This window comes from Jiangella asiatica, from assembly GCF_004349065.1.
Taxonomy (GTDB): Bacteria; Actinomycetota; Actinomycetes; order Jiangellales; family Jiangellaceae; genus Jiangella; species Jiangella asiatica.
Genome location: NZ_SMKZ01000007.1, coordinates 130,734 through 143,358, shown reverse-complemented (window position 1 = coordinate 143,358; position 12,625 = coordinate 130,734). Strand labels below are relative to the sequence as shown.

8 protein-coding genes are annotated in these 12,625 nt (G+C 71.9%); 1 reads left to right on the top strand and 7 read right to left on the bottom strand.

Annotated elements, in window-relative coordinates; translation table 11 throughout:
• Positions 1-20 precede the first annotated feature (20 nt).
• The gene (locus tag E1269_RS07580; protein WP_131892982.1) at positions 21-1,682 is read left to right on the top strand and encodes a glycoside hydrolase family 84 protein; all 1,662 of its coding nucleotides are present in this window, start codon (positions 21-23) and stop codon (positions 1,680-1,682) included.
• Positions 1,683-1,763: 81 nt separating this feature from the next.
• Here E1269_RS07580 and E1269_RS07575 read toward each other — a convergent pair whose 3' ends face one another.
• The 7 genes from E1269_RS07575 to E1269_RS07545 all read right to left on the bottom strand — a co-directional run bounded on the left by E1269_RS07575 (position 1,764) and on the right by E1269_RS07545 (position 12,395).
• A complete protein-coding gene (locus E1269_RS07575) occupies positions 1,764-3,296 on the bottom strand; it encodes an FAD-dependent oxidoreductase (protein ID WP_131892980.1) in 1,533 nt (510 codons plus the stop codon).
• A complete protein-coding gene (locus E1269_RS07570) occupies positions 3,293-5,140 on the bottom strand; it encodes a hypothetical protein (protein ID WP_131892978.1) in 1,848 nt (615 codons plus the stop codon). Before E1269_RS07570 ends, E1269_RS07575 begins: the two co-directional genes overlap by 4 nt.
• A gap of 33 nt (positions 5,141-5,173) precedes the next feature.
• Complete coding sequence (locus E1269_RS07565) at positions 5,174-6,556, bottom strand: GH1 family beta-glucosidase (protein ID WP_131892976.1); 1,383 nt, start codon at positions 6,554-6,556, stop codon at positions 5,174-5,176.
• Positions 6,553-9,123 carry a glycoside hydrolase family 2 protein gene (locus E1269_RS07560; protein ID WP_131892974.1) on the bottom strand — a complete coding sequence of 857 codons (2,571 nt, stop codon included), beginning with the start codon at positions 9,121-9,123 and terminating at the stop codon, positions 6,553-6,555. Before E1269_RS07560 ends, E1269_RS07565 begins: the two co-directional genes overlap by 4 nt.
• Positions 9,120-10,025 (bottom strand): carbohydrate ABC transporter permease, encoded by a 906-nt coding sequence (locus tag E1269_RS07555; RefSeq protein ID WP_131892972.1) that lies wholly within the window; start codon positions 10,023-10,025, stop codon positions 9,120-9,122. Before E1269_RS07555 ends, E1269_RS07560 begins: the two co-directional genes overlap by 4 nt.
• Positions 10,022-10,918, bottom strand: coding sequence for a carbohydrate ABC transporter permease (locus E1269_RS07550; RefSeq protein ID WP_131892970.1), 897 nt, complete (start codon positions 10,916-10,918; stop codon positions 10,022-10,024). Before E1269_RS07550 ends, E1269_RS07555 begins: the two co-directional genes overlap by 4 nt.
• Positions 10,919-10,988: 70 nt before the next feature.
• On the bottom strand, positions 10,989-12,395 hold the full coding sequence (locus E1269_RS07545) for an extracellular solute-binding protein (RefSeq protein ID WP_131892968.1): 1,407 nt from the start codon (positions 12,393-12,395) through the stop codon (positions 10,989-10,991).
• Between the last annotated feature and the right edge of the window lie 230 nt (positions 12,396-12,625).

Sequence of the window (12,625 nt, the reverse complement as noted above, 5' to 3'; positions counted from 1 at the left end):
CCGATGGTATCGTTCCCACAATGCCGACCGGGTCGCCTGCCACCGCCGCCGCGCGGCTCATCCCCCGTCCCCAGCACATCCAGGTCGCCGACGACGGCATCCGATTCGGCTCCGTCGAGGTGCTCGCCGAGCCGGTCTGCGCGACGGCGGCGGAGGTGCTGGCGGCACTGACGCCACCTGACTCCACCAGCGACGCCGCGCCGCTCACCGTCGTCGTCGGCGTGGAGCCCGGGAGCGGCCGGCCCGCGGAGGGCTACCGCCTCACCGTGGACGGCTCGACCGTGACCATCACCGGCGCCGACCCGGCCGGGGCGTTCTACGGCGCACAGACGTTGCTCTCCCTGGCCGCCGACGGGGTGCTGCCGCGGGTCAGCGTCGAGGACTGGCCGGACCTGCCCTGGCGCGGCACGATCGAGGGCTTCTACGGACCGCCGTGGTCACACGCCGACCGGCTGGCCCACCTCGCATTCGCCGGCCGGCACAAGCTCAACGCGTACGTCTACGCCCCGAAGGACGACCCCTTCCACCGCAAGAAATGGCGCGACCCGTATCCGGAAGCCGACTTGGCGCGCCTGGCGGACCTGGTGCGGGCGGCGCAGCGGTCCCACGTGCGCTTCGTCTTCTCCATCTCGCCCGGGCTGTCCATGGTCTACAGCGACCCGGACGAGCTCGACCTGCTGCTGGCCAAGCTGGAGCAGGTGTGGCAAGTCGGGGTCCGCGACGTCGCGCTGCTGTTCGACGACATCCCGCCGGAGCTCTCGCACCGGGCCGACCTCGAGGCGTTCGGCGACGCACCGGGCTCGTCGGCGCGCGCGCACGCCGCCGTTTGCCGGCAGGTCATCGACCGGTTCCTCCGGCCGCACGGGCTCGACCGGCCGCTGATCATGGTGCCGACCGACTACGCCGGTATTACGGCGTCCCCGCACCGCGACCTGCTGGCGGCCGAGCTTCCCCAAGACGTCCTGGTGTGGTGGACCGGCCGCGATGTCGTGGTCGGCGACCTCACGCGCGACGAGATCGACGCCGCCGCCGTCAGCTACGACCACGAGCTGCTGCTCTGGGACAACTTCCCGGTGAACGACTTCGACTTCCCGCGCCTGTTCCTGGGGCCGCTGGTGGGCCGGACGACGGACCTGGCCGGCGCGCGTCTCGCCGGCATCACCGCGAACCCGATGCCGCACGAGGCCGCCTCGGAGATCGCCGTCGCCACCGTGGCCGACTGGGCGTGGAAGCTCGACGGGTACGACCCGGCGTCGGCGCACGCCCGGGCCCTGGACTCCGTCGGTGCATCGGAGGCCGTCCGGACGCTCGCCCGCGCGTGCGCGTCGTGGCCGCCGTCGGCGCCCCAGGATTCGGAGCTGTCGGCGCTCATCGGCGGCGCCCAGGACGGCTCGGCCGCCACCGGGGCGCGCCTGCGGCACCGGTTCGCGGCCATGGTCGCCGCCGCGCCGAACGGTCCGCGCGAGCCGGCCGACCGGCTGGAGCGCGAGGTCATGCCGTGGCTGATCGCGATGGCCGCCATGGGCCGGGCCGGCCTCGCGGCACTGGACCTGCTGGCCGGTCCCGCCGACGACGATGCCCGCGCGGCCGCCGCTGCCGCCGTCACGGCAGCCGAGGCCCACGAGCAGCACAACGTTCTGCGGACGATCGTCCCCCCGTTCGTCCACGCCGTCCTCGAATGATCACGTTCAGCACGAGATCTCGTGTCGCACCATGCTCGCAATCATGGTGAGGCTCGGGGGATCCTGCTGAACGTGATCATTTCAGAGGGCTAGGACCTGGCCGGAGGCGCGCAGCTTCTCCTGCAGGACGGCGACGTCGATGGACTGGACCGGGCGGCCGGACGACGCCGCCTGGGCCGCGGCGAGGCCGGCGGCGTGACCGAGCATCTGGTACTGCACCTCCATCCGCACCGACGAGAACGCCACGTGTGACGCGGACAGGCAGACCGGGACCAGCAGGTTCGCGCAGTCGGCGTAGCGCGGCACGATGGAGCGGAACGGAATCGGGTAGGGCCGCACCGGCACCGACAGGTACCCCTCGGTGAACACCATGCCGACCGGCTTCGGGTGTTCGTGCACCCAGCGCCACGTGCGCTGTACCTCGCGGATGTCGACGTGGTACGAGCCCATCGCCACCGCGTCGTGCTGTGGTCGCGGAGCGGGCAGCAGGTCGTGCTCGGTCAGGACGTACTCGCCGAGCATCCGGCGCGCCTCGCGGACGTAGAGCTGATGGGGCAGGTGGTCGGTGTCGACGAACTCGTCGGCCGGGTAGCCCCAAGTCAACATCTCGTCTCGAACCGCGGCGGGCACGGCCGCGTCGTGGGAGAGGAAGTACAGGAAGTCCTGGGCGTGGTGCAGGTGGTGCAGGCGGAGCCGCTCGCGCTCGTCCGGGCCCGCGTCCGGGTAGGACCACGCCGAGCCGTCCAGCACGCTCAGCGAGAACGGGCCGATCGAGTTGCCGTCGCACTTGCCGCCCGGCAGGTTGCGCTCCAGGCCGAGCAGCTGGCCGGCGCGCACGTCGACGCCGTCGCGACGCCACCGGTCGAAGATGCGGCGGCCCAGCTCCCAGTGCGCCTCGTCGTAGTCGTCGCGCCGGGTGAACGGAACGCGATCGGAGGCCTGGGTGAGGCAGACCCGGTATCCGTACGACATCACCCCGCGGTCACCGGCCCCGACCGGCGCCAGCGGCCGGTCGTGCAGCTGAGGCAGGACGTCGCCACCGGACTCGCCCGCGGCGTCGCCGGCGAACGGTGAGATCAACGGCGGGACGGTGTGCCGGCCGGGCACCAGCTCCTGCCGGCCGGCGTATCGCTCCCCGTACAGCGACCTGTCCTCGCGCCCGACGGCGTACGGCACTCCGGCCGCGGCCAGCAGGTCGCCTTCGTAGGACGCGTCGACGTACACCGCACCGCAGACCCTGGAGCCGTCCCTCAGCACCACCGCGCCGATGACGCCGTCGACGACGTCCGCGCCGGCCAGCACCGCACCGAAGCGGACGTCGACACCGGCCTCGTCCAGCCAGCCGAGGTAGATGCTCTCGGCGACGCGCGGCTCCGGCCCGGCGAAGTGTCCCTCGGCGACGCCGTACCAGGACGCGATCGCCGTGCGCAGCTCGCCGGCCATGCCGCGAACCACCCGCACGTCGCCGACATCGGTGTAGCCGAGCCCGCCCGAGGTCATGCCGCCGACGTGCCGGCCGGGCTCGAGCAGCACGACGGGGGCGCCGGCGCGGGCTGCGGCCACCGCCGCACAAACCCCGCCGGAGGTGGCGCCGTAGACGACGACGTCGGTCACGGCGTCATCTCCTGGGCGCGCACGGCGCGGTACCGCGCCCACGACGTCGCCACCAGCGCCAGGTCGTCCGCGGTCAGCGGCTCGCCCGAGCCGTCGATCGACTCCAGGTAGTACAGCGCGGGCACCGCGCCCGGGCCGAGGTCACCCTGGGCCTCGACGTAGGACCGCCACGAGACGCGGTCCGGCATCGGCCACTGGTCGGTGTCGATCAGGTGCCCGGGCAGGCTGTGGCCGGCGACCGCGTGCCGGAAGGTCAGGTGCTCGACCACGTGCACCGGCTCACCCGCGACATCACGCTCCAGGACGTCGTTGAGCCGCACCATGTCGCAGACGTCGCCGAAGGACGGGTGCGGCGTGTGCGTCACCAGCAGAGCGTCCGACTTCGCACGTTTGGCCGCCGTGGAGATCGTCGCCAACAGCAGGTGCAGAGCGGCGATGCCCCACGGCCCGTCGGCGGCCCGCAGCGACTCGCCGGACGGCGCCCGCTGGGTGAAATCGATCTTGAGTCCGTCGGCGTCGAGGCCGTCCGGTCCGAGCAGGTGCGCGACGATCCCGGCGAGCCGCTCGCGATACCGCGGGTCGGCGACGTCGACGGCGACCGGTCGACCGGCCGGGTCGGTGACACACTCCTCGACCGGCACGCCCTGGGGGTCCCACGCCTTCCACCACAGCAGCACGCGGCGTCCTTCGGCATGCCGGGCGGCGATCCACCCGCGCAGGTCGGGCCAGTGGTCGAGGTCCACGTCGCCGGTACCGTACGCGTATTGCCAGCGGTCGTCGATCACGATCGTGCCCGGGTCCAGTCCCGCGCCGTCCACGATGTCCAGGAACTCGTCGTAGACGTCCTGGCGGGCCAGCTGCGAGGCGCCGGTGACCGTAGCGCCGTCAGCATGGTCAGCGGTGCGGGACGCCCGCGCGCACTGTGCCCCCCAGCCGCAGAAGATCGGCTCGGCCCACCAGTTCGGGCCCGGTGGCGGCTCGGCCGGCGCCAGTCCTCGCTGCACCAGGTCGTCGCGGTACTCCGTGAGCGCCTGCCACGGCGAGGCCGCCGGGCGCAGCACGACCGACGGGGTCCGTGTCCCCTCGGCATCCACGAGCGTGTGACCTTCGTAGTCCAGCCGCAGCACGAACCCGCCGTCCAGTGGCGCGTAGCGCACCGCGGTCATGGTCAGCTGCTCGACCGGCGCTCGCAGCGACAGTCCCCACCAGCGCCCGTCCGGCACGTCGGTGGCGCCGTCGGCGAGCCGGTCGCCGAGGGCCCAGCACAGCGGCGGCGGCGAGAAGATGCCGTGCAGCCGCCCTGGTGCGGCGTCGCCGACGACACCCAGCGACGACGGCGACGTGGCCGGCCGCACGACGTGGACCGGCTCGGTCGGCGTTGGGCTGAACAGCGCGGCGAACCGGATGGACGAGCGGAACGTGCCACCGGCCCCGTTCGGCAGCACCGCGCGGCCACCCAACAACGTCATCTCACCCAGCCGTGCCCGCTCGCCCACGCGCGGGCCGGCGGCCCGCGCCCACACCTCGATCTCGCCCGGCGTGCACAGCACGTGTAGGGCCTTGCTCTCCCAGACCGAGCTGGAAGCCTCGACGACGAGTTCGACGGCGTCGTCGGCCAGGCTCGACACCCGGGCCGCGCCGATGTCGTACGACTCGTCCCGGCCACTTACCAGGTCCAGCCCGGCCAGCAGCGACAGCTCGGTCCAGACCTGCCCGTCCGATCGGTCGCGCAGGACGGCGCGTGGCTGCTTCGGGTCCACCTCGAGCCGGTACGCCGTGCCGAGCACGACGGTGCCGCCGTCGGCTCCCTGGTGGACCGACAGCTCGGGGCTGGTCAACGTCATCGGGGGAACACGTCCTCTCCTCGTGGGATCGGGTCAGCCGAACGCGGCGATCGGCTCATCGTCGGCCGGCAGTTTCCCGTCGCGGGCGACCCGGGCGTACAGCCGGGCGGAGTCCTTGACCGTACGCCGGCCGGTCGCGTAGTCGACGTGCACCAGGCCGAACCGGGGCCGGTAGCCCAGCGACCACTCGAAGTTGTCCAGCAGCGACCAGTGCAGGTAACCGCGCACGTCCGCTCCGGCGGCCATCGCCTCTGCCATCGCGGCGACGTGCCCGCGAAGGAACGCCGAGCGGCGGACGTCGTGCACCCGGCCGTCGTGCGTCGGCGCGTCGCCGAAGACGCCGCCGTTCTCGGTGATCAGCACCGGGGTGCCGTACTCGTGGTGCAGCCGCAGCAGGAGGTCACGGAACGAGTCCGGCGCGATCTCCCAGCCCTCGTCGGTCCGGGCCACGTCTCCGGACGGGCCGACGACGCGCCACGGGAACGGACGGTCCGGTCCGGGCTCGGCCGCGGCCACGACCCGCCGCGTGTAGTAGTTGACGCCGAGGACGTCGCAGCGCCCGGCGATCGCGCCCTCGTCGCCGTCCCGGATCTCGGTCAGTTCGCGACCCAGTGCCCGCTCGTAGTGCTCGCGCATGTCCACCGGGTAGCCGCGGCCGAACAGCGGGTCGAGGTACCAGCGGTTGACGTAGCCGTCGGAGCCCCGGGCGGCGGCGGCGTCCTCCTCGGACGGTGTCGCGGCATCGCAGGGGAACAGGCTCAGGGCGACGCCGACCTTGGCGCCCCGATGCGCGCGCAGGACGTCCGCCCCCGCGCCGTGCGCGAGCATGACGTGGTGCCCGGCCGCGACCGACGCGCCCAGATCGCGGACCCCGGGGGCGTGCAAGCCGAGGTGATAGCCGAGGAGCGCGATGATCCACGGCTCGTTCTGAGTTATCCACCACTCTACGCGGTCGGCCAGCCGGTCCGCGACAGCAACGGTGAGCTCTGCGAAGGCGTCGACGGTGGACCGCGCGGCCCAGCCGCCGTCGGCCATCAGCGCCTGCGGCAGGTCCCAGTGGTTCAGCGTCAACACGGGCGTCACGCCGCGCTCCAGCAGGGCGTCGACGAACCGTTCGTAGTGGTCCAGGCCGCGCTGCTCGACCCGGCCGCGGCCGTCCGGGACGATCCGCGACCAGGCGACGGAGAACCGGTACGCGCTCAGCCCCAGCGCCGCTACCAGCTCGACGTCCTCGGCCCAGCGCCGGTAGGAGTCGCAGGCCCGGGAGCCGTCGCCGCCGCCCTCGATCGCGCCCGGCTGCCGGGCGAACACGTCCCACACCGACTCGCCGCGGCCGTCGGCGTCCAGGCTGCCCTCGATCTGGTAGGCGGAGGTGGCCGCGCCCCACAGGAACTCGGCCGGGAACCGATACGTCATTGGTGCTCCAGGACAGAAGGTTCGGTGTTCCACGACTCGAGCAGCAGCCGGCGCGGTCCGGCGTCGTGCCGCCACTCGACGGTGAAGCGGCGCCGCCGGCCGGGCAGGAGCGGTCGCGGGTCACCGGCGACGACGCCCCAGCCGCTCGACTCCGCCGGCCGGTCGTCGGCGAGCTGGAGCCCGACGACAGCCGGCCCACCGACGTGCTCGACGTCGACGATCCACTGCTCAGGTGTCCGTTCCACGTGGAACGTCACGTCGGCCGGAGGCAGCTCCAGCAGCCCGGAGAGGTCCGCGCCGGTGGCCAGGACGACGCACTCCTCATCGACGACGGAGCCGTCGGCGGCCCTCCAGTCGAGCTGCCAGAACGCCACCGGCGTCGTGACAGCGTCGGCCCCGACGGACAACTCGCCCACTGGCCACGGCGTCGTGACGGCCCTGATCATCGGCCAGGTCCGCGTCGCGACCTGCCGCCCGTCCTGGTCGAGTAGCCGCGCGGTGACGGTGCCGCCGGCGGCCCGGCCCGGCTCGGACCAGACCCACGCCTGCACCGACGGCGGCGCGCCGGCGAGTGCGATCCGATCGACCCGAGCCGTCACCCGCTCCGGCCGGTAGGCCCGCGCGACCGCGTGGAACGCCGGCTTCGGCTCACCGGCGTGGTCGACGACGGCCGTGCACCAGGCGTTCGGGTAGGACTCCGCCAGCTGCCAGGGCAGCACCATGCTGCAGCGGGGCCACCGCCGCCGGTCCGCCTCGACCGCGTACGCCAGCCCAGTGGCCTGCAGGAACTGGCTGGCCCGGCGGTAGGCGTCGGGCGAGTCGAGCCGGCCGCCGAACGACGCACGCACCAGCTCGGCGTTGTTCCACCAGTCGCCCAGGTGCCGGTAGACGGGGTTGTCGCGGCCGACCGGCCACCGGTCGGGCTCCGGCACCAGCGCCGTCCACGCCCGACGGTTGGCCATGCCCTCGACGCCGAACTCGGTGTGCGCGAGCGCCCGGCCGCGGTTGTAGAGGGTGTAGTGCGTTTCGAGGCCCTGGTGCTCCCACGGGCCGTGCACGTCGTGCATGCCGTCGGGGTCGGTCTCGATGACGTCGAGCCGGTTGTGGAAGCGGCGCCCGGTCGGCGACGTCGCCACCCAGTGCCGGCCCGGGTCGAGCCGCGCCACCTCGTCGCGCAGCGCGGCCAGCGCGGGCGAGCGGTGCTCGGTCAGCGGGCCGTCGTCGTCCTCCAGCTCGTTGCCGCCGCCCCACATCAGCAGGGACGGATGATGGGTGCGCGCGGGCACGACGGCGTCGGCCTCGGCCCGCAGCTGGGCGACGAAGCCGGGGTCGTCCGACGGGGCGCTCTGCAGGCCGGAGCTGGACTGGGAGAACTCCTGCCAGACCAGCAGGCCGGCTCGGTCACAGGCGGCGTAGAAGGCCGGCGTCTCGACCAGCCCGCCGCCCCACACCCGCAGCAGCCGGGCACCGGAGCGCGCCGCGAGGTCGACGAGATGCTCGACCTTCAGAGCGTCGATGTCGCCATACATCGCGTCGGCCGGCGCCCAGTTCCAGCCCAGCAGCTGCGCCCGGCGGCCGTTCACGACCGCGGTGTAGGGCAGCGCGCCCGGCTCCGCGCCGTCGTTGCCGGCCATGCGTACGTGCCGGAACCCGGTGCTCGCCCGGGCCGCCGCGGTGGCTCCGGCACCGTCGGCGACCCGCAGCTCGACGTCGTACAGGTGCTGGTCACCGAGCCCGCGTGGCCACCACAGCCGCGGCCACGGCACCGGGACAGATCCGCTCAGCTCGCCCGCCGGGCCGACGGCGAGCGGTGCGGCCGCGATCTCGGCACCGTCGTACCGGACCACCACCTCGGCGGTCACGGCCGACCCGTCCGGCACCTCGGCCAGCGCTCGCACGTGCACCCGTCCAGTGCTCAGGTCCGCCGCCACCGACGGCCGCACCGACACGTCGGCCAGGTGCAGCCGGCCGATCTCCAGCCGGACGTCGCGCCACAGCCCCTGGTGGACCAGCCGCGGACAGAAGTCCCAGCCGTAGCCCATTCGCGGCGCGTGTATCGTGACCCGCTCCGTGCGGCCCACCTGTGGCTCGCCGACCGGCGCCGGGTCGACGACGACCGCCAGCCGGTGCGTGCCGCCGCCGGCCAGCTGAGCCGTGACGTCGAACCGGCAGCGACGGTAGAGACCGACCGCCCGCCCGGCGCGGACGCCGTCGACGTACACCGTCCCGCCCGGGTCGACCCCGTCCAGGCACAGCACCGCGCGCTCCCCGTCCGCCAGCGGCGGGACCTCGACCGAACGCCGGTACACCCACGAGCGGGCGCTCACCCACTCGGCGAAGCGCGAGTTGCGGCCCACGTACGGGTCGGGCAGCTCGCCCGCCCGGTGCAGGTCGCCGATCACCGCGCCGGGCACCCGGGCCGGCAGCCAGCCCGGGGTCAGGCCAGCGCCGGCCACCGCGTCACCGGCGTTGTTGCGCGCCTCGACCGGCTTGTCCAGGTACCACTGCCAGGTGTCGCCGAGCGCCTCCCGCACCGACCACCCGCCGCCCAGGTCGACCGTCGTCACCCCTTGCTGCCGGTGGTCGCGATCCCCTGGACGAAGTGACGCTGGCCGAGGAAGAACAGGATGATCATCGGTACCGTCGTGATAACGCTCGCCGTGACCACGATCTCCCAGTGCCACTCGCCACCGAACCCGTACTGGTCCAACAGCGCCTTCAGCCCGCGCGGGACGGTGAAGTTGTCGCTGTCGCGCAGGTAGATCAGTGGCCGCATGAGGTCGGTCCAGATGGCCTGGAACTCGAAGAGCAGCGTGATGATCAGAGCCGGCTTGCACAGCGGCATCGCGATGCGGGTGAAGATCGTCCAGTTGTTCGCGCCGTCGACCTTCGCCGCGTCGAACAGCTCCCTCGGCAGGCCGAGGAAGAACTGTCGCAGCAGGAAGATGTAGAACGCGCTGCCGAACAGGTTCTGTGCCCACAGCGGGGTCAGCGTGTCGACCATCCCCAGGCTGTTCCAGATCAGGAACTGCGGGATCATCGTCACCGCGCCGGGCAGCATCATCGTCGCCAGCACCACTGCGAACAGCAGGTTGCGGGCGCGGAACCGGAAGTACGCGAAGCCCCAGGCCACCATGGCGCTGCTGACCGTCACCGTCACCGCCGCGAGCACCGTGACCAGGACCGTGTTCCACAGCCACAGCGCCATCGGCGCTTCCTGCCAGACGTTCAGGTAGTTGTCGAAGGTGAACGTCTCCGGAATCAGCTTGTTGTCGAAGACCTCCCCGCGGGGCTTGAACGACGCGCTGAGCAGCCAGATGAACGGGTAGATGAAGATCAGCGTGGCCAGGATCAGCGCCACCCAGATCAACACCTTGACCGGCGTGATCTTGCGGCGCCGCCGCACCGGTGTCCGCGTGGCCCGCGGTTCCGGCGCCGCCTCGGAGTCGAGCCGCGTCTGCGTCGTCATCGCTGCTCACCCTCGTAGTAGACGAACCGCCGGCTGACCTTGATCTGGATCGCCGTGAAGATCATGATGATCACGAACAGCAGCCAGGCCATCGCCGAGGCGTAGCCCATGTTGAGGAACTCGAACGCCTGGCGGAACAGGTAGATCACGTAGAACAGCGCCGCATCGTTGCTGTACGTCGTGTTGCCCGACCCGAAGTAGGCCGTGTAGGCCTCGGTGAAGGTTTGGAACCCGGCGATGGTGTTGACGATGAAGATGAAGAACAGCGCGCCGCTGATCATGGGCACGGTGATCCGCATGGTCGTCTTCCACCAGCCGGCGCCGTCGACCCTCGCGGAGTCGTAGAGCTCCTGCGGCACGTTGCGCAGCGCGGCCAGCAAGATGATCACCGACGAGCCCACGGACCACAGGCTCATGAGAATCAGGCCGGGCTTCACCCAGTCGGGGTCTGTCGTCCACGCCGGTCCGTCGACGCCGAACCAGCCCAGCGCCTCGTTGATCAGGCCGCTCTGCCCGTTGAACAGCAGCAGGAGCAGGATGCCGACGGCGACCGGAGGCGTCATCTTCGGCAGGAAGAACGCGGTGCGGAAGAAGCCGGACGCCCGCCCGGCCTTGTCGAGCAGCAGAGCCAGCGCCAGCGACACGATGACGTAGAGCGGCACCTGGATGATGGTGAAGTAGAACGTGTTCGACAGCGCCAGCCCGACGTCGGGGTCGCGGAACAGCTCCTCGTAGTTCTCGAACCCGACGTAGTTCGGGTCGTTGATCACGTCGTAGTCGGTCAGCGACAGGTACGCGCTGTAGATGATCGGCCACGCCGTGAAGACCAGGAACCCGATGATCCACGGGCTGATGAACAGCAGCGCCGCCCGCGTCTCACGCCGGCGGCTCATGCGGCGCGCCCGGGCCGCTCGGTCGTCACCGAGCGTCCCGGGCGCATCGACCTGCGTGCGGGCCAAGGCGTCAGCCCTCTTCCCGCTCGTCCCAGGTCGCCCATGCCTCGTCCAGCGCCGCCTGGGCCTCCTCCTGCGCCTGGGCCAGGGCGTCCGCGGGCTCCTGCTGCCCGTTGAGGACCCGGTTGACCGCGTCCTGCCAGGCGGTCTTGAACTCCGCGTCGGCCGGGTTCGCCGGCAGGCTGAACGTGTGCTCGTTGGCCTCGTAGGTGGCTGCCACCGCGGCGTCCCATTTCTCGTCGCCGCTGGGGTGCACGAACTGGTCCTGGATGGCGGCGTCGGCCTCGGCGTTGCCGGTCAGCAGGCCGGTGAACGGCTTGCCCTCGGCCTCGCGCAGGTCGACGCGCGCCTGCGCGGCAGCGATCCAGCTCTCGGTCTCGGTCATCGTCTTGATGAACCGGCAGGCCGCTTCCGGGTTGGCGCTATCCGCCGGGATGGCCCACGCCGAGCCCGACGCATAGGCCAGCGGCTCGCCCTCGAGATCGCGGACGGTGTCGAAGGCCATCGGCGCGTCCGGCGAGACGTCGTTGAGCACGTTGACGTACCACTGCTCCATCGGCATCGCGCCCAGCACGTTGGTGGCGAACTGGTTGCCCGAACCGAAGAAGTCGGCGGAGTCGCGGTAGGCCTTCACCGTGCCGAAGCCGCCCTGGGCGTCGTAGATGCTCACCGCCCACTCCAGCGCCTCGAGGACGGCCGGGTCGTCCAGCTGCGCGGTCCGGCCGTCCTCGGACAGCAGGTCGGCGCCGTTGGCCTTGGCCCACAGCGGCAGGAACTCCGGCAGCTTGCTGTCGTAGCCGATCACGGAGAGCCCGCCGTCGCCCTGGTGCATCGCCTCGTTCGCGGCGCTGACGGCGTCCCAGTCCGATCCGTTCACGTCCTCGAGCGTCAGCCCGGCCGCCGCGAGCAGATCGGCGTTCGCCTGGGTGATCTGGACCGAGTTGAACTCGGGGATGCCGTAGACGCTGCCGTCGAAGGTGACCTGCTCCAGCGCCGGCTCGAGGTACATCGACGTGTCGATGCCCTCGCCCTCGATGCACTCGTCGAGCGGGATGATCGCGCCGCGGGAGGCGAAGGTGCCGATCTGGTCGCGGTTGGCGTAGACGAGCTCCGGCGGCTCACCGGTCGCGACGGCGGACAGGAACTGCTGGATGTCCAGGTCGCCCTCGATGAGGCTGACCTCGGCCGGCGCGATGGCTTCGGAAGCCAGGTCCAGCCGGGTCTGCCCGATCTCGTCGGTCGCGCCGAAGCCCATGACGTTGAGCTCGCCGCTCAGCTCGGCCTCGGGGTCGAAGGCGGTGCCGCCACCGGTCCCGTCGTCGGACGAGTCGTCGTCGCTGGTGCCCTGGGCGCACCCGGCGAGCACGAGGCCGGCCGTCAGCGCCACGACGGACCATCGAACAGCTGCTGGTCTCATGGACTGTCCTCCATCTGTGGGGAGGCGTCAGGTGTGACGACGCCTGCACGTCGGGCGACGTCCAGGCGGGAGCGTCGCGATGTCCAGATCTCGGGGCCGCCCGTACCCAACGGCCGGACGGTCAGCGCCGCGCCCCGTGGCGAGCTGGAAAGGGCTCGTCACCGGTGTGGCATCGTTGCCATGTGAGAACGTACCCACACGCAACTTCGGAGTCAACGGGTTCGGATTAA

Excerpts from the sequence above, each read along its gene's own strand:
- E1269_RS07550 (WP_131892970.1), bottom strand. The coding sequence starts at position 10,918 with ATGAGCCGCCGGCGTGAGACGCGGGCGGCGCTGCTGTTCATCAGCCCG.
- E1269_RS07555 (WP_131892972.1), bottom strand. The coding sequence starts at position 10,025 with ATGACGACGCAGACGCGGCTCGACTCCGAGGCGGCGCCGGAACCGCGG.
- E1269_RS07570 (WP_131892978.1), bottom strand. The coding sequence starts at position 5,140 with ATGACGTTGACCAGCCCCGAGCTGTCGGTCCACCAGGGAGCCGACGGC.
- E1269_RS07565 (WP_131892976.1), bottom strand. The coding sequence starts at position 6,556 with ATGACGTATCGGTTCCCGGCCGAGTTCCTGTGGGGCGCGGCCACCTCC.
- E1269_RS07580 (WP_131892982.1), top strand. The coding sequence starts at position 21 with ATGCCGACCGGGTCGCCTGCCACCGCCGCCGCGCGGCTCATCCCCCGT.
- E1269_RS07545 (WP_131892968.1), bottom strand. The coding sequence starts at position 12,395 with ATGAGACCAGCAGCTGTTCGATGGTCCGTCGTGGCGCTGACGGCCGGC.